This window comes from Paenibacillus sp. ACRRY (genome assembly GCF_022346995.1).
Taxonomy (GTDB): domain Bacteria; phylum Bacillota; class Bacilli; order Paenibacillales; family Paenibacillaceae; genus Paenibacillus.
On sequence record NZ_JAKRNM010000009.1, the window covers coordinates 40635 to 56832 of the forward strand.

15 protein-coding genes are annotated in these 16198 nt (G+C 48.6%); 10 read left to right on the forward strand and 5 right to left on the reverse strand.

Translation table 11 applies throughout. The annotated features are described in order from the left end of the window. Positions 1–112 precede the first annotated feature (112 nt). Both MH144_RS23930 and MH144_RS23935 read left to right on the forward strand, forming a co-directional pair. Positions 113–889, forward strand: a complete 777-nt coding sequence (locus MH144_RS23930; RefSeq protein WP_239304808.1) for a sugar phosphate isomerase/epimerase family protein — start codon at positions 113–115, stop codon at positions 887–889. A gap of 65 nt (positions 890–954) precedes the next feature. Beyond that, on the forward strand, positions 955–1974 hold the full coding sequence (locus MH144_RS23935) for a Gfo/Idh/MocA family protein (RefSeq protein WP_239304810.1): 1020 nt from the start codon (positions 955–957) through the stop codon (positions 1972–1974). Positions 1975–2157: 183 nt separating this feature from the next. On the opposite strand, the gene MH144_RS23940 is transcribed toward MH144_RS23935, so the two are convergent. Together MH144_RS23940 and MH144_RS23945 are read right to left on the reverse strand one after the other, a co-directional pair. Then, complete coding sequence (locus MH144_RS23940; protein ID WP_239304812.1) at positions 2158–3105, reverse strand: aldo/keto reductase; 948 nt, start codon at positions 3103–3105, stop codon at positions 2158–2160. A gap of 18 nt (positions 3106–3123) precedes the next feature. After that, positions 3124–4128, reverse strand: coding sequence for a Gfo/Idh/MocA family protein (locus tag MH144_RS23945; protein ID WP_239304814.1), 1005 nt, complete (start codon positions 4126–4128; stop codon positions 3124–3126). A gap of 118 nt (positions 4129–4246) precedes the next feature. On the opposite strand from MH144_RS23945, the gene MH144_RS23950 reads away from it, so the two are divergent. The 3 genes from MH144_RS23950 (at position 4247) to MH144_RS23960 (ending at position 6298) form a co-directional block, all read left to right on the forward strand. Next, entirely contained in the window at positions 4247–5083 is an 837-nt protein-coding gene (locus tag MH144_RS23950; protein WP_239304816.1) for an AraC family transcriptional regulator, read from the forward strand. A 115-nt stretch (positions 5084–5198) separates the two neighbouring features. After that, positions 5199–5603, forward strand: a complete 405-nt coding sequence (locus MH144_RS23955) for an RrF2 family transcriptional regulator (protein ID WP_239304818.1) — start codon at positions 5199–5201, stop codon at positions 5601–5603. A gap of 245 nt (positions 5604–5848) precedes the next feature. Next, complete coding sequence (locus MH144_RS23960; RefSeq protein ID WP_239304820.1) at positions 5849–6298, forward strand: nuclear transport factor 2 family protein; 450 nt, start codon at positions 5849–5851, stop codon at positions 6296–6298. A gap of 126 nt (positions 6299–6424) precedes the next feature. Here the strand turns inward: MH144_RS23960 and MH144_RS23965 are convergent, their stop codons facing one another. Further along, entirely contained in the window at positions 6425–7804 is a 1380-nt protein-coding gene (locus MH144_RS23965) for an MFS transporter (RefSeq protein WP_239304822.1), read from the reverse strand. Positions 7805–8015: 211 nt separating this feature from the next. Between MH144_RS23965 and MH144_RS23970 the strand changes: the two genes are divergently transcribed. Together MH144_RS23970 and MH144_RS23975 are read left to right on the forward strand one after the other, a co-directional pair. Next, positions 8016–8339 carry an ArsR/SmtB family transcription factor gene (locus tag MH144_RS23970; protein WP_239304824.1) on the forward strand — a complete coding sequence of 108 codons (324 nt, stop codon included), beginning with the start codon at positions 8016–8018 and terminating at the stop codon, positions 8337–8339. A gap of 209 nt (positions 8340–8548) precedes the next feature. Then, positions 8549–8752, forward strand: a complete 204-nt coding sequence (locus MH144_RS23975; RefSeq protein ID WP_095361707.1) for an aspartyl-phosphate phosphatase Spo0E family protein — start codon at positions 8549–8551, stop codon at positions 8750–8752. A 23-nt stretch (positions 8753–8775) separates the two neighbouring features. Here MH144_RS23975 and MH144_RS23980 read toward each other — a convergent pair whose 3' ends face one another. Together MH144_RS23980 and MH144_RS23985 are read right to left on the reverse strand one after the other, a co-directional pair. Then, a complete protein-coding gene (locus MH144_RS23980; RefSeq protein WP_239304826.1) occupies positions 8776–9654 on the reverse strand; it encodes a carbohydrate ABC transporter permease in 879 nt (292 codons plus the stop codon). Between the two features lie 34 nt (positions 9655–9688). Next, a complete protein-coding gene (locus MH144_RS23985; RefSeq protein ID WP_239304828.1) occupies positions 9689–10654 on the reverse strand; it encodes an ABC transporter permease in 966 nt (321 codons plus the stop codon). A gap of 248 nt (positions 10655–10902) precedes the next feature. Here MH144_RS23985 and MH144_RS23990 point away from each other — a divergent pair, with 248 nt between their 5' ends. From MH144_RS23990 to MH144_RS24000, 3 genes are all read left to right on the forward strand, one after another. After that, complete coding sequence (locus tag MH144_RS23990; protein WP_239304830.1) at positions 10903–12663, forward strand: sensor histidine kinase; 1761 nt, start codon at positions 10903–10905, stop codon at positions 12661–12663. Next, positions 12638–14230, forward strand: a complete 1593-nt coding sequence (locus MH144_RS23995) for a response regulator transcription factor (RefSeq protein WP_239304832.1) — start codon at positions 12638–12640, stop codon at positions 14228–14230. The genes MH144_RS23990 and MH144_RS23995 overlap by 26 nt, the downstream gene beginning before the upstream one ends. A gap of 142 nt (positions 14231–14372) precedes the next feature. Further along, the gene (locus tag MH144_RS24000) at positions 14373–16025 is read left to right on the forward strand and encodes an extracellular solute-binding protein (protein WP_239304834.1); all 1653 of its coding nucleotides are present in this window, start codon (positions 14373–14375) and stop codon (positions 16023–16025) included. Positions 16026–16198: the final 173 nt, after the last annotated feature.

A 16198-nucleotide genomic window follows, 5' to 3' on the forward strand; every position in this document is an offset into this window, starting at 1 on the left:
CAAATAGTTCATGTTCTGACGATATTGTATATGTTCATTCTAGCCTGTTTTGCGGTAGGATGATAGCAGATAGAGCAATGAAAGCAAATTTGAGAGCAGAGGTGTATCATTCATGAAAAAACTTAATATTGGTTTGCAATTGTTCACCCTCCGTGATGAAACTGCAGCAGATTTCCGTGGCACATTGCGCAAGGTAGCAGAGCTTGGTTATGAAGGTGTGGAATTCGCTGGTTATGGTGACATTCCTGCCGAAGAGATGAAAGCATTGCTGGATGAGCTAGGTCTCAAAGGATTCAGCAGCCACGTTTCCCTGCACGCGATGCGCGAAGATTTGCAAAAACAAATTGATTACCTCAAAACGATTGGGGCTCAATATATGATCTGTCCTTACCTCATGCCTGAAGATCGCCCTGACAATGCTGAAGGCTGGACCAAGTTGTTCGCTGAACTGCAGCAATATGGTGCGGAAGCAGCGAAGCAAGGCTTGATCTTTGGTTATCACAACCATGACTTCGAATTCCATGGCCAAGTTGGCGACAAAAATGCCTTTGATGCCATGTTCGCTGAAACTACGCCTGAGGCTGTACAAGTGGAAATGGACGTATGCTGGGTCCAATTTGCGGGACAAAATCCGATCGAGTATATTAATCAATATGCGGGCCGTTTGCCGCTTCTGCATCTGAAGGACTTCAGCAAAGACGAACAGGGTCAGATGAAGACATTGGAACTGGGACAAGGTTCGGTGGACCTTCCAGCAGTTATTGAAGCATCAACAAACGCAGGCGTGGAGTGGCTGATCGTGGAGCAGGACGTATGTCAGAATCCTCCACTTGAAAGCGTAGCCAACAGTTATAACTGGCTGAAACAGAACTACCTTAACCAATTTTAATCTAGCAATTCGAATCATTCAATGAAGCTAATGCTGAATCTACTTGTCAAAGGGGACATTAATCCATGAGTAAAATTAAAGTTGCTGTATTCGGCTGTGGAGCCATTGCTGAACGCAGACATATTCCAGAATACGCTGCTAATGAAAACGTAGAGCTTGTCGCTTTTGCTGATCCAATTGTGGAGCGTGCAGAGAAAATGGCCGAAACATACGGCGGCAAAGCATACTCCAGCTATGAAGAGCTGCTTGCAAACGAAACAGTTGATGCTGTTAGCGTATGCACACCTAACTATCTGCATGCCTCCATGGCCATTGCTGCTGCGAATGCAGGCAAGCACGTACTGGTTGAGAAACCAATGGCTGTTACAACCGAAGAAGGCGAGCAAATGATTGAAGCTGCCAAGAAAAACGGTGTGTATCTGATGGTTGGACACAACCAACGCCTGATGCCTCCACATGTCAAAGCAAAAGAAATCCTGGATTCCGGCAAACTGGGTAAAGTGCTGAATTTCCGTACTTCCTTTGGTCATCCAGGACCGGAAGCATGGAGTGTGGACGGAGCAGAGAGCTGGTTCTTCCGTAAGGAAGAAGCAATTATGGGCGCCATGGGTGACCTCGGCGTGCACAAGTCTGATTTCATCCGCTATTTGCTGAACGATGAAGTGTCCGAAGTGGCTGGGTTCATTAGCACGCTGCACAAAGAAGGCACTCAAGTTGATGACAATGCGACATGCTTGCTGCGCATGAAGAGTGGTGCCATTGGTACACTCGTTGCCAGCTGGACTCAATACAGAGCAGGAGATAACAGTACTGTTCTGTGGTGCGAGAATGGCGTCATGAAAATCGGAACGGTCGAAGGCGACGAAGTAATCGTCGAGCTGACGAACGGTACGGTTGAAACGTACAAAGTTGGTGCGATGGCAACGAATGAGAAACAGGTACCAAGCGGCGTAATCGACGCATTTGTGGAATCCATTGTGACTCAAACACCTCCTACCATTTCAGGTGAAGAAGGTCTTCGTTCCCTGCAAGTCATTCTGGCAGCGTTCGAATCCGAGAAGACAGGTCAGATCATTAAACTGTAAGGCGGACTCGTTCAAAGTCATTATATATGTTCATGTGAGGGTACCTCCAGCGTTTCTCTGGTTGGTGCCCTTTTTATTTACTTTAGTAAGAAAAAGAGACGGCCTTCCGCATCGAAAGCGGAGAGGACCGTCTCTTAAACCATACTGCTTTTGAAGCGTTCTCGCCTCGATCAGTTCTTGCAGTTACACAACCGGTTTGACGTCGCTCGCAAGATCAAGCCAGGCAATTTCGTCCGCAGTCAGAGTCAGGCGCGAGCCTTCGTCACAGGATAACAACTCATCACGATTCTGCGCTCCGATCAGTGCGCAGGTCGGGAAGGACTGATTCAATACATAAGCTAACGCAATCTGAATCGCCGTCGTATTCTTCGTTTCGGCCAATTCCCCGGCACGGCGCAGTCTTTCCCAGTTGCCGTCACTGTAGAAGACACGAACCAGATCAGCATTGTCACGTACTTCAGGTGTGAAACGACCGGTGAAGAAGCCGCGTGCCTGCGAGGACCAGGACAGCAGCGGAAGCTGTGTCCGTTCATGCCATGCCAGTGTCTCTGCATCTGCCGATACACAGCCAGCCCAGAACGGCTCGTTCGCCTTGGCCAGGCTGAGGTTCGGGCTGCTGAATGTGAAGCCCTTCAGATCATGTGCAGCCGCATACGTATTGGCTTCCTCCAAACGCTGCCAAGTCCAGTTGGAGGCACCGATCGCACCAATTTTACCAGACTCAATGTGCTCATTCAGTGCTTCAAGAATGGCACCAACAGGAATATTCGGATCGTCTCGGTGTAATGCATACAATTCGACATGATCCGTCTGCAGACGTTCCAGGCTGGTAAGCAGATCGCTGCGAATGGCATCGGCATTGACACGGGGGCCGTTCATATCATGGTGGGCACCTTTCGTCAGAATGACAACCTGATCGCGATTACCGCGTTCTTGCATATAGCGTCCGAGCACTTCTTCACTCTGTCCGCCGCAATAGATATGAGCCGTATCCACGGTGTTTCCGCCAATCGCCAGAAAGGCATCCATATTCGTGGCCGCTTTTTCATAAGCATCATGCACAAAATAATCCGTACCTTTGATCAACCGGGAGATCGGTTTTCCTGCACCATTAATCGTAATGAATTCCATTGTACACACCATCCTCGTTTATAGTGTAATTCGTGTACGTTCCTCTGCAGAACGAAGACAAGCTTCAAGTACTTTCATATTGGCCACCGCATCTGATGAAGCAAAACGCAAATCTTTACCTTCAAGTACGGCACGTGCCATATCATCCCCCTGCAAGGAGTAATGGTTGACCTGAGGGACCTCAATTTCCCTGCGTTCACCGCCCGCCGTAACGTAGAAGTTCGAGCTGCGGTCCGGTTTGCTGATAAATGCGGACGGAACCTCAATGATGCCATCCGATCCAAGCACCTCCAGCGTATTGCGGAATGCTGCCCACATGCTGCTGTCAAACGTGACGCCAACGTGATCATTGAATTCAAGTAATCCCGAGGCCATCATGTCAACATGGTCATGCTCAGGGGAGAACATGCCAATGACCGTTACCGCAGAAGGTTCCTGGCCGAGCAGCAGCCGTGCTGCACTGATGGAATAACAGCCAATATCATAGAGAGCGCCGCCGCCCCATTCACGTTTGAACCGGACATTGCCTGATGAACCGGAATTATTGAACGAAAATGTACTATGAATACCGCGAATTTCCCCAATTTCACCGCTGGCAATGACGTCTCTGATCTGGTCGTAACGGGGATGGTGCCGATACATAAATGCTTCGGCGAGCAGTACTCCGGCATCATCACAGGCTTGCGCCATTTCGCGGGCCTCCTGCTCCGTTAATGCTAGTGGTTTCTCGCATAGAATATGTTTTCCCGCCTCAGCTGCACGGATCGTCCACTCCCGGTGGAGATGGTTGGGAAGGGGGATATATACAGCGTCAATGGAGTCATCCTCCAGCAGTGCTTCATAGCTGCCGTAAGCTTGGGGTATTCCAAGCTGATCAGCGGTTTGTTTCGCTTTTTCCTCGTCACGGCTCGCAATCGCGGCCACTTCATTCAACTCCGATTGTTGCAAACCAGGAATGACAGAACCTTTGGCAATGCTAGCGCTACCAAGAATGCCCCAGCGTAATTTTCGATCTGAATTCATGAGTTGTTTCCTCCTGTGGATGAATGTATATTGTGATTATAAGGAATAGATCGATGAATGAAAATGATAATATATTGAGATCTATTAACACAATATTGCTTGCCAAGGAGAAATATTCATGATGAGACAGACTGTATTGCTAACCCTTCAGGATATTCCATATTTTTGTTATCCCGAGTCCGTTGGCCATTATGTGAACCATCCGGAACATTCCGTGTTGCGGGAGGCTGGTGCGCTTAATAACTTCAATATACATTACGTAGCTTCAGGTAAGGGGTATGTGGAAGTGGACGGGATTATCCATGAAATTCGGGCAGGTCAGGCGGTACTCTATTTCCCGCAGCAGCGCCAGCATTATTACAGCAGTGAGGATGATCCGTGGGATGTGCGATGGGTTCATTTTTACGGTGAACGTCTCCATGACTACATGATTGAACGGGGGCTGCATCGCAATCTGCTGTGGACGCTGCGGCAGCAAGCCCCTTGGGAAGAGGCTCATCTGGCCTTGCTCGGGGAGGCTGAACAGAACCGGATGCTGCGTCCGGCTCAGCTGTCCACGTTGACGTATGCTGTACTGGCCGAGTTTGTCCAACATGCGGTGCCTCTGAAGAACACACGTACCAGTCAAGCGGAGAACCGTATTCTCGGATTGCTCCCGCAGATGCAGCAGGAGGCATGTCAGCCGTTTTTACTGCAGGATTGGGCGGATCTAGCGGGTGTCAGTTCGTATTACTTTTGCAAATTGTTCAAGAGTGCAGTCGAGATGACACCGATGGAATTCGTAACCCGTTCCCGGCTGCAGATGGCGAAGCAGTGGCTGCTCGAACGTCCAACGGCCAACATTGGACAGATTGCCGAGGAGGCGGGATACCCGAACGCCAGCTATTTCAACCGCCAGTTCATGGCGCACGAAGGAATGACACCTACGGAATACCGTGGACTTTATCACAATTAATAAAATATAGAGGTTCCAAGTAACCACGTGAAATCTCGGATAGCCTGGGGTTTGACAGTGAGCTCAATCAAGTCTATTATGGATAAATTAAATCCGTATACAATGAGGTGCCCTCATGAAATATTCAAAAGCAACCAACTATGCCTTGCATACCATGCTTCACCTTGTGATTACTGAACCGGAACAGCTGGTTAGTGTTCATCAACTGGCTGATTTGCAGAAAGTTTCCCCAACCTATCTGTCCAAAATATTGACCAAACTGGTTAAGGCGGGCATGATTGAATCCACTTCCGGGGCTAACGGTGGCTACCGTCTGAGTCGTAAAAATTCGGATCCTTCGTTTCTGGAGATTATTCACGCCATTGAAGGGCAGGCTTCCCTGTTCGAATGCTCTCAGAACCATAACGAGGGCTGTTTGATTCAGCAGGTGATGATTCATGCAGAGGAACAGATGGAGAACTATCTAAGCAATAAGAAAATGTCCGAGCTGGCTGCCCAAATGAAGGCGTATCAGAGGTAACCTTTGGGGGAAGAGCGATCAGCTTCTAGCTGAGTGCGGCTTCCCACTTTATTTTTTATATAGGTACGAATAGATCCAAAAGTCCGAGAGAGGCATGAAGCAACATGCCTAACTTTCGGTCTTTTTTCGTAGTGATAGCCAAGCATACAATATGCCGTTGTGCCTAATACAAGCGTAATGGTACAATAAGGAAGATTAATAGATACATATCTTTTAAACCTATTACATCTCTGGAGGGACAACAGATGAGCCAATCAACCATCACAGGACTGGAACAATTGCTTGCGCTGGAAAATATCCGTAACACGAAGGCACGCTATTGCCGCTTTATTGATACGAAACAGTGGGACGCACTGGGCGAGGTGTTTGCTCCGGATGCAGTAGCTGATTTCAGTACGGAAGGTAACCCCATTCCGGTATTAACGGGCCGTGACACCATCGTGCAGGTATTCCGTGACCTGGTGGATGTTGCTGTAACCGTGCATCACGTACACAGCGCCGAGGTTGAATTTGTATCCGCGAACGAAGCCAAGGTTATTTCTCCGATGGAGGATTGGGTGACATTCCCCGAAGGCAATGAGAACAAATCCTTCCACGGATTTGGACACTACCATGAGACGTTTGTTCAGATCGACGGTCAATGGTATATCAAGCATACAAGCTTGAAGCGTCTGCGTTTGGATATGTTTGAATAATAATCATGAGAGATATAAAGTAAATCAGAATAGCAAAAGCCCCAAGAACATGTTCTATGTCTTTGGGGCTTATTTTATATTAATAATCCTAGCCTAACCTCTTCTGTCACTCCTTAAGAGCTTGGATTAGGACGATGCGGAAGAAGCTTTTTTGCGGGACTGCATGGACAGATACACCCAAGAGAACAACACGGATGCCAGAGCAACCACGGTCATGCCCCAGAAAATATTGGTGTAGGCTGACGACAAGGACAGCTGCTGCATCGCAGTCAGAGCTACGCCGGTTACAGCGACACTGAATGCACCGCTGAAGAATTGGCTGAGTTGGAAGAGGCCCATGCCCGCACCCACCTGATCCATGGTCAGGTTGTTGGACAGTTCGTTGGAAACGCTGGTTGTGAGCGCTGAGAAACCCACACTCAGCAGGATATAAATGACCATAATGGCATAGATGCTGTTGTCGGCAAACAGAGCGAACAACCCGGCGGCAGCCAGCAGCAGCCATGGTGCAAATCTAAGCAGCAATGTATTGCCGTGCCTGTCAATCATTCGGCCAATCCGATTTGACAGAAGCATGGAGACAACTGCGCCAGGGAAGATGACCAGTCCGGATTGGGCTGGAGTCAAGGCGTACAGATGAGCCAAAATTTGCGGCAGCAGGAACAGAGTCGAGAAGTTGTTGATGTAGGAGACGATCCCGAGCGAGCTGAGCATCATATATTTTTTGTTTTTGAACAGGGCAGGTTGAACAAATGGATCGGCCGCGCGTCGAATCCGTAACCAGAACAATAGAAGTGCTACGACACCAACGACGAGAGTTACCCACTCACGTGAGGTGAGGAACAGAAGAACACCGGTTGTTCCGATCGCCAGAAGCAATGCACCCAGCAAGTCGAACGAACCCTTTTGCGGCATTTCACTTGGAAGCAGCTTGAAGAACACAGGGATCAGGAATAATGTTAACCCCGTAACGATAAAGAGATCATGCCATCCAAGAAATTGAGTAATGCTGCCGCCGATGACAGGACCAAGTCCAAGACCGAGAGAGCTGGCAGACATAATTACAGCCATGGATTTCCCCCGGCGGTCACTCGGAACGTAACGCGTGATGAGCACGATGGCAAGTCCCGGCACAGATGCGGCGCCTGCTGCCTGAATCAGGCGTGCACAGAGCAGGATAATGAAGTGATTACTGAAGAATCCCAGAACCGACGCTGCACCAAGTAAAGTGAGACCAGTTGTAAATAAAGTCCGAATCGGTACAAAGTCCGACAGGCGTGAAAAGGTAATCGACGATATGGCAAAAACGATGGAATACCCTGTAACAATCCATGAAGAAGCAACGGATGAGAGCTGGAATTCGGCTGCAATTTTGGGCAGGGCCAGATTGAACATCATCGTATTCATGACGACGAGAACGACCGTGAAACCGAGCAAACTTACAATTAACCCTTCCTGTAGTCCGGTCGTTCGTTCCCCGGATGATGCGGTTGCGGTGTTATTCATGAAAACCTCCTTGAACTAATGTGTAATTTCGCAATATTTCAGAAACGGTATGTAACATTTGCAAAATGAGATATACAGTGAATCCCATGCCTGACAGCAGGGGTTACATTGACGAAATTATAATTAAAGTTCGATTGGTATCGAACATTAGAAATATATCATGGAATTGTGCTAAAATACAATGGATAGTCTGAAAAAAGGAGACTACATTATGAAAATTTTACATCATCCTCAAATAGAGGATATTGAACTTTCTTCCGTGTTGTACGCGTTAAGTGATCCGACCCGTCTTGGTATTGTTGCGGAAGCAGCCAAGAGTGGAGAGCAGCCCTGCAGTCATTTTAATGCACCTGTTGTGAAATCCACGATGTCCCACCATATTCGCACCCTGCGGGAAGCTGGCGTCATTCGGGTGCGGGTGCAGGGTACCCAGCATTTCCTTACATTGAGGTTAGAGGATCTGGAAACACGATTCCCGGGTCTCATGCAGCCGTTGTTGCAGGCCGCTGCTCAGGCGTCCACCCATCATTCCTAAAACTTGTCCTTTCTTCAGGCTGAAGAGGGGGCATTTTTTTATTTCTACTTGGTGGAATCTCTTTTAATACAACTACTTATTTCAGCCTGTACAAGAAAAAATATACAAATTTTAATTTTGGGGTAATCCGTAGCCCTCCATGTTCCGAATATTATAATAGATGGTCTTTTTTGGGTGATGGATATTGAACGACAACAGGGGGCGGGAGTATGGTGCATAATCCGGAAACCATTCAGGAATGTATCGAAAAGGCACGGCAAAGACTCTACCAGATTGCAAATTCACATGCGGAATTAATGCATCCAGAGGTCATTCGCCAATCGATGATTCTGGATGAGTTAATTAATGAATATAACAAAGCCATTCGTATAAACGGAAAAACACCCCGAGACGGAAGCCCCGGGATGAGATGATGCGACATTGGTTCGCGTTCGTTCTATTCTTTTACCGCCCCAAGCACAATCCCCTTGACGAAGAAACGCTGCAGGAACGGATACACAAGCAGGATGGGCAGAGCGCCAATGAAGATCTGAGCCGCATTGACTGTGCGTTGAGACATGTTCTGAAGCTGTGTGGCATCCACATTCATGTTGGAGAAGTCCTGCTGAACGATAATCGTCTGCATCAACGTAGCCAGCGGATATTTGGAAGCATCATTCATATAGATCAACCCGTCAAACCAGGAATTCCACTGGCCTACCATGGTGAATAGCGAGATCGTCGCAATCGCGGGCATGGACACCGGCAGATAGATCCGGAACAAGGTTGTAATATGGTTAGCTCCATCAATAAAGGCCGCCTCTTCCAGCTCCTTCGGAACGTTACGGAAGAAGTTCATCATCAGAATCAGGTTCCAGACCGCAACCGCTCCTGGCAAAATCAGTGCCCACAGCGTGTTGATTAGCCCCAGCTTTTGAATCAAAATGTAGGACGGGATCAACCCGCCGCTGAACAGCATCGTGAAGATAAAAAACCAAGCATACATAGAGCGTCCCTTGAAATGAAGACTTTCTTTCGATAATGGATATGCCGTTAGAATGACCAGCACCATACTGAGCAGTGTGCCCAGAACGGTACGCTGAACCGAGATCCATAATGCACTGAGAAAGTTGCTGTTACCAAACGTTTTGGTATAGGCATCTACCGTAAAATCAATCGGCCAGAGTGTGACCAGATTGGCGGAGGCTGCCGCCTTGCCGCTGAAAGAGACCGCCAGAATATGGACGAGCGGCAGCACACACAGAAGTGAAATGGCCGCAATGAAGAACAGGTTGAAGCCATTGAATATCCGGTATCCGGTCGTTTTGTGATACACCTTGATTCCCCCTTAATGCAGTATGCTATGCCCCTTAGAAAATGCGGTAATTGGCGATTTTGTAAGCCATCCGGTAGGCAGTAATGACCAGGAACATCGCGACGAAAGACTTGAATAGTCCAACGGCTGTTGCGAAGCTCATTTTGCCATTCAGGATTCCCATCCGGTACACAAACGTGTCGATAATATCGCCCTTCTCATACACGAGCGGGTTATACAGATTGAAAATCTGGTCAAAACCTGCATTCAAAATATTACCAAGGGACAGCGTTCCCACTACGATAATCATCGGCACCAGGGCAGGCAACGTAATGTGCAGTGTCTGCTTGAGCCGTGTTGCCCCATCCACCTCGGATGCCTCATAGAGAGCCGGATTAATCCCCGCAAGCGCAGCCAGAAATACGATCGTGCCAAATCCGAATTCCTTCCATACATCACTGATGACAACCGTTACCCGAAACCAATCACCATCTCCGAGAAAGAAAATCGGTTCAATCCCTACAGCTGCCAGCACCTGGTTCACCAGTCCGCCCTCGGGGGACAGCATGTCGAGCAGAATGCCACCTAATACAACCCAGGACAGGAAGTGGGGCAGGTACACGAGTGTCTGTGAGAACCGTTTGAACGTAGAGTTTCGTACCTCATTCAGCAAAATGGCGAATACCACCGGGGCCACCAGGCCAGCCACAATTTTCATGGAAGCAATCAGCACGGTGTTCCAGATCACCTGGACACTGTCCGGATACTCGAACATGAACTGGAAGTTATCCCATCCTACCCATTTGGAGCCCGTGAATCCCAGCCAAGGTTTGAAATCCTGAAAAGCAATAATAATGCCGCCCATGGGTACATAGGCGAACAGCAATGTGAGCAGTACAGCAGGCAGCAGCATCAGGTGCAGCGGCCATGTGCGTTTGAAGTTCCAGCGGGTGCGTTTGCGTGGATTGCGTATCGCCTGCCGTACCGGCGTGTTGGTTGTTAATGGTTGTTCCATAGCCATCAGTGTCCCTCCTTATGTATCGTCCAGCCTCCGCATGGTGAGGCATTTCGGCCTCTTGCAAAAAGTGGAGCAACTGAATTATAGCAATGGAAAACGGCACGCTATAGACCAACATTTCAAGGCGAATGTTGATTTGTTAACCTGTTGAGGAAATCCATGATTCCAAAATCAATATAGATATGAAAGGGTTTTCAATATAAAATAGGACTTCGATAACGTTCGATCATATTTTGAGACAGGGTGAAACGATGAAATTCACAGTATTTGCAAAAACGGTCATTCTGCTGATCTGCCTGCTGGTTCCCATCTTGCTGCTCTATACCTATGCCAACCAAGCGAACGTGGACATGGTCGTGGAGGAGAAACAGCAGTCGAGTTTGAACCAATTCAATTATTTCAGCTCTCAGGTAGATAAAAATATTGAGCAGCTCTCGCTCTATGGGCTTACCCTTCTGAGGGACCCCAGCATACTGCATTACCGTTACATGACGGAAACGACCAGCCAGTATGAGAAGAACAGCATTTATTTGGACATTCTCGACAAATTATCGTTGTACCAGTCCACCAGCCGCTGGAAAAACGACATTACAATCGTGCTTCCGCAGGCAGAACTGGTGTTATCCACCAAGGCAAGCCGAACTGTCTTCAATGAGAACATGCTGAAGTTTCCCCAGCCTGGCCAGTGGCAATTGGATGACAGTGGATTCACGTATTTCTTCACGGACAATTACGAGTGGAATGCCAAGCCAGCGCCGACAGGAGTTCGTACCGTGATGGAGATTAATTTTGATCCGATGAATATTGTTGCCATGCTGGACGACTTCAAGGAAGCGCAGGGAGGAGATCCTTTTCTGTACGTACCAGGCAAAGATCCCTTATTAAATCGTAGTGCAGACCCTGATCTGGTGCAGGCAATCATGGAAAATATGTCGTTGAACGGACTGGACAGCGAGGGGAATCATCAGCTGGAGGCAGATGGCAAGCAGTATCTGGTGAGTTATGTTCGTTCCAAACAGCTTCATGGCGTTTATGTGAATCCCGTCGTACTGGATGACCTGCTCACGCCAATGGATAAGAGCCGGAACATGTTTATTACATCCATACTCTTGCTGCTGGTCTTAAGCATTGGGGCAGCATTGCTGCTCTACCGCAAAGTCCAGATTCCCATCTATCGCCTGATGCAGGGGCTGCAGCAGATTCGCAAAGGCCAGCTGTCGACCCGAATCCCGGTGGATCATTCACGCGATGAATTCGCGTACCTGACCCAGAGCTTCAATCATATGGCGGAACAAATTCAGGAATTGATCGAGAAGGTGTATGAGGAACGCATTCGTTCAAGAGAAGCCACACTCAAGCATTTGCAGTCACAGATCAATCCGCATTTTCTGTACAACTGCCTGTTCTATATTAAAAATATGACCCAGCTCGGTCATTCGGAAGCCGTTATTGCGATGTCGCTGAGTCTGGGAGATTACTACCGGTACATCACCCGGGATGAGAATGACATGACAACGGTGGAGGAGGAAATTCGGCTGCTGAACAATTATTTATCGATACAGCAGATGCGAACCAATCGGTTATCCTACGAAATTGCTGTACCGCAGGAGCTGATGCAGCAGCAGATTCCAAGACTACTCATTCAGCCGATCGTGGAGAATGCTGTTATTCATGGTATTGAACCAAGCGAAGGCAGTGGCCATATTGTGGTGACCGGAATGTCGGTCAAAGAGCAAATCAAAGGAAAATCCTTCAACCGCTACAGTTTGTTCGTGGATAACGACGGGGTTACGTTGACACCCGAAGAGATTGAAGAATTGGAACGGGAAGTGAATGAACCGATGGGCGAGGAAATTGGAACCGGCACATGGAACGTGCATCAGCGTCTGGTTACGAGATATGGGCATTCATCCGGGCTTCATTTTGCAGCAATACCTTACGGGGGACTTAGTGTGGAAATACGATGGTTTGAGGAGGAACAATCTCATGATGAATTTAATGGTCGTGGATGACGAACAATCAGCGGTGGAATCCATCGCTTCCTCTATCGCATGGAGGGAATATGGCATCGGTCAGGTATATAAGGCATATTCGGTCAAGGAAGCGTTGCAGCAGATGGCTGCCCATCAAGTTCATATCATCATTACGGATATCCGTATGCCAGGCTTGTCGGGACTGGATCTCGTTAGTCATATTCGGCAAAAGTGGGAGCAGACCAAATGCATTATTTTATCAGGACATGCTTCTTTTGATTATGCGAAACAGGCTCTTAAACATGGAACGGTAAGTTATCTGCTTAAACCGGTGCGCGATGAAGAACTGATCGAAGCCGTGCAGCAGGCCTCCGTGCAGATCCGGCTGGAAGGAGAGAAACAGCAGCTGCATCATCGTGCCATGTATTCAGTAAGAGAACATTTGCCTGAGAGAAGGGCAGAGTTAATGAAGGATGTGCTGCTCGGGCGCAAGTTTGCCGAGGATGAACTCGTGGGTAAGCTGGAACAACTGGAGATCGGCTTTCGTCCCCAGGATAAAATGCAGCTGCTGCTGATCCGCTATGATGATCCACAGCCCACGCACAAGGCATTTCGATTAATGAAATACGCCATATCCAATGTGGTGGAAGAAATTTTCAGCAGCAGCTACCATCTCTGCCATACCGATGATGCGTATGATGATCTGGTGTTCATGGCCAGTCCGAAACAGGCACAGTCTGAACCGGAACTGCTGATGGGACGGCTGGGCGATCGACTGATACACAGTGTCAAACAGTATTTGAATGCAACGATCTCGCTATCCGTCAGCAAAACAGGACGTTTCCCGCATCAGATACCGCAGCTGTATCATCAGGCTGTAAGTGCCTTGCGGAAGCAGGGGGAAGCAGGTAAAGGATTGCATCTGAATGCCGCAGCCAGCTCGCACGGAGCCTCCTTGAAATCACTTACTGCGCTCTATGAACCGCCTGGTCTGACAACGCTGCTAGAAGCCGGGAGAATGGAGGATGCACATCGCAAGATCGATCAGATCTTTGCCGAGCTATCAGGCAGTGTTTTTCCGGAGCATGTCTATGTAGCCTTTCATTATCTGGCGGCCGCTTTCTCATACATGGCTCACCGGGAAGGCAAGCAGTTATCCGATGTACTTGGAGAACAATATCAGCAGCTGCTGAAGGATGGTTACGGTGTATCGCTGCGCAGTCTGGAGGCATGGACCCGGAGCGTCATGCAGCAATGGACAGAGCGTACCCAAGACTCGGGTCAAGAGAGCGGGTCCACCCTGATTCGGCAGGTGCAGCACTGGATTGACCATCATCTGGGAGAAGACCTGTCCCTGCAGGTCATTGCGGGAGAGGTTCATCTGCATCCGGTGTATTTGTCCAAAATGTACAAACAGTCCACTGGCGAAGGCATCAGCGATTACATTATTCGCTCCAGAATGGAACGCGCTGTGCACCTGCTGAAGCATACCGGGATGAAGATCTATGAAGTTGGCCAGGAAGTGGGCTATAACAATACCCCTTACTTCATTCAAGTGTTTCGCAAGCATTATGGCCTGACACCACAGGATTTTCGGAACGGTTAACAAATCAATATGAACATTGAAATTGTGATATATGTTTGCCTCCCCGGCTGCACTATCCTTTTCATGTAAGGTGCATGAAGCATGAATGGATGATGCGTGATGCACAAAGGGTATCCAAAGTTACCTGAGGAGGGGTTAGTTCATGTATAAAAAGATGATGACGGCAGTGCTTGCATTAACCATGGTTGCTGTAACAGCATGCAGTTCGGGGGCCAAAGAGGAACCTGCGAAGGAAGCGGCTGCGCCACTTGCGATGCAGAACGGGAAGTATGAACCAGCGGTGCAGATGAGCTATTTGCGGGCCTGGAACGATGATACGAAGTTCAAGAACGGGGAAACGGCACAGAGCAATGTGCATACCCAATGGGCCAAGGAACGTCTCGGCATTGACCTGACCACACCGTGGGCAGTGTCGGTGACTAATGATGCCTTCTATACGAAGCTGCGACTGTCCCTTTCCGCCAACGAAGAGCTGCCGGATATCGTTTCCATCCGTGGGGACTACAATCTGGTGCGTGAGTTGATTGAGTCCGGTAAGTTTGCTGATGCAGGTGCACTGTTTGATAAATATGCTTCTGACACGTGGAAACAGGCGTCCGAATCGGCACCAGAGGAATGGTATCCTTACATGTATGAGGGTCAGCGTTACGGGATTCCGATCTTCGACTATGCCTACAACGGCGATCCGGTGATGTTTATCCGGGAAGACTGGCTGAAGAAGCTGGGACTGGACGAACCAAAAACGATCGATGAGCTGGTTGCGGTCATGGATGCATTTACGAATCAGGACCCGGATGGTAATGGCAAGAAGGATACGTATGGACTGACCGTCGGCATGAAGAATGCGCTGAATACATGGATGACGGAATCCGGCTGGATCTTCGGCATGTATAACACGATGCCAGGACAATGGAACGAGGCTGAAGACGGAACGCTGCAATACGGCTCGGTGCAGCCAGGAGTGAAGGAAGGTCTGGCTACAATGAAAGACTGGCTCTCCAAAGGTTATCTGCCCAAGGAAGCTGGTGTATATGATGAGATCAAGGCAGCTGAACTGTTTACGGCAGGCAAGGCCGGGATCATCGTGGGTCCGCACTGGATGCCCAACTGGCCGATTGATGACGTGAAGAAAAATGTGGACGGTGCCACCTATAAAGCCATTGCTCTGCCAACTGGCCCGACGGGTGAGAGTTATCACCATGGTTCTGGGGCAAGCAACGGAGTGGTGTTGATCAACAAGGATATGGCTAATCCGGAAGTGTACTTCACCTATCAAAATTATCTGTTCGATAACTTTGCCAATCCGGAGGTGGGCAGTGAGTTCGAGCATGGGTTTGCCCAAGGATATGATTATGACATCGTGGACGGCAAAGTTGTTGGCGAAGCCGAAGTGAAAGATGGCGTATCGCCGCTGAAATACACGATTACCTATGACGGGGCACGGATTCCGGACCTGATGATGGATACACTCGCAGAACTCGCGACAGGCAAGGAACCGGAGACACCTTTTGAGAAAAATACGAGCATTGCCAACAAACCGGAAGTGTTTGCTGCAGCTCAAGTTGTCGTTGCCCATAAGGATGATGCCATCAAGAACAAGTTCACGGGTGCGCCAACCGATACGATGAAAATGAAGAAGGATGCGCTCGACAAGCTGGAGAAGGATACGTTCAGCAAAATCATTTATGGTCAAGTTGGCATTGAGGAATTTGATGCCTTTGTAACGAAGTGGAAGTCCATGGGTGGCGACGAGATTACCGCCGAAGTAAACGAATGGTTTAAGACCGTGAATTAATACGGTAAACGGTTTATGGTATGAATTGAAATGTAAAATTGACATGAGAACGGAGAGGACAGAAAAGACCTGGAGAAGCGAAGCGGTTGCCTTTATCACCGGATTTCTTCCTCTATTCATTTAATTAAAGGAATCCGGGGATAACAGCAATCGGAAGGTTTTCTGTACTCGCA

What these genes read in the sequence shown, in the direction of transcription:
- MH144_RS23930 (WP_239304808.1), top strand. Translation starts at nt 113, where the DNA reads ATGAAAAAACTTAATATTGGTTTGCAATTGTTCACCCTCCGTGATGAA.
- MH144_RS23935 (WP_239304810.1), top strand. Translation starts at nt 955, where the DNA reads ATGAGTAAAATTAAAGTTGCTGTATTCGGCTGTGGAGCCATTGCTGAA.
- MH144_RS23940 (WP_239304812.1), bottom strand. Translation starts at nt 3,105, where the DNA reads ATGGAATTCATTACGATTAATGGTGCAGGAAAACCGATCTCCCGGTTG.
- MH144_RS23945 (WP_239304814.1), bottom strand. Translation starts at nt 4,128, where the DNA reads ATGAATTCAGATCGAAAATTACGCTGGGGCATTCTTGGTAGCGCTAGC.
- MH144_RS23950 (WP_239304816.1), top strand. Translation starts at nt 4,247, where the DNA reads ATGATGAGACAGACTGTATTGCTAACCCTTCAGGATATTCCATATTTT.
- MH144_RS23955 (WP_239304818.1), top strand. Translation starts at nt 5,199, where the DNA reads ATGAAATATTCAAAAGCAACCAACTATGCCTTGCATACCATGCTTCAC.
- MH144_RS23960 (WP_239304820.1), top strand. Translation starts at nt 5,849, where the DNA reads ATGAGCCAATCAACCATCACAGGACTGGAACAATTGCTTGCGCTGGAA.
- MH144_RS23965 (WP_239304822.1), bottom strand. Translation starts at nt 7,804, where the DNA reads ATGAATAACACCGCAACCGCATCATCCGGGGAACGAACGACCGGACTA.
- MH144_RS23970 (WP_239304824.1), top strand. Translation starts at nt 8,016, where the DNA reads ATGAAAATTTTACATCATCCTCAAATAGAGGATATTGAACTTTCTTCC.
- MH144_RS23975 (WP_095361707.1), top strand. Translation starts at nt 8,549, where the DNA reads ATGGTGCATAATCCGGAAACCATTCAGGAATGTATCGAAAAGGCACGG.
- MH144_RS23985 (WP_239304828.1), bottom strand. Translation starts at nt 10,654, where the DNA reads ATGGCTATGGAACAACCATTAACAACCAACACGCCGGTACGGCAGGCG.
- MH144_RS23990 (WP_239304830.1), top strand. Translation starts at nt 10,903, where the DNA reads ATGAAATTCACAGTATTTGCAAAAACGGTCATTCTGCTGATCTGCCTG.
- MH144_RS23995 (WP_239304832.1), top strand. Translation starts at nt 12,638, where the DNA reads ATGATGAATTTAATGGTCGTGGATGACGAACAATCAGCGGTGGAATCC.
- MH144_RS24000 (WP_239304834.1), top strand. Translation starts at nt 14,373, where the DNA reads ATGTATAAAAAGATGATGACGGCAGTGCTTGCATTAACCATGGTTGCT.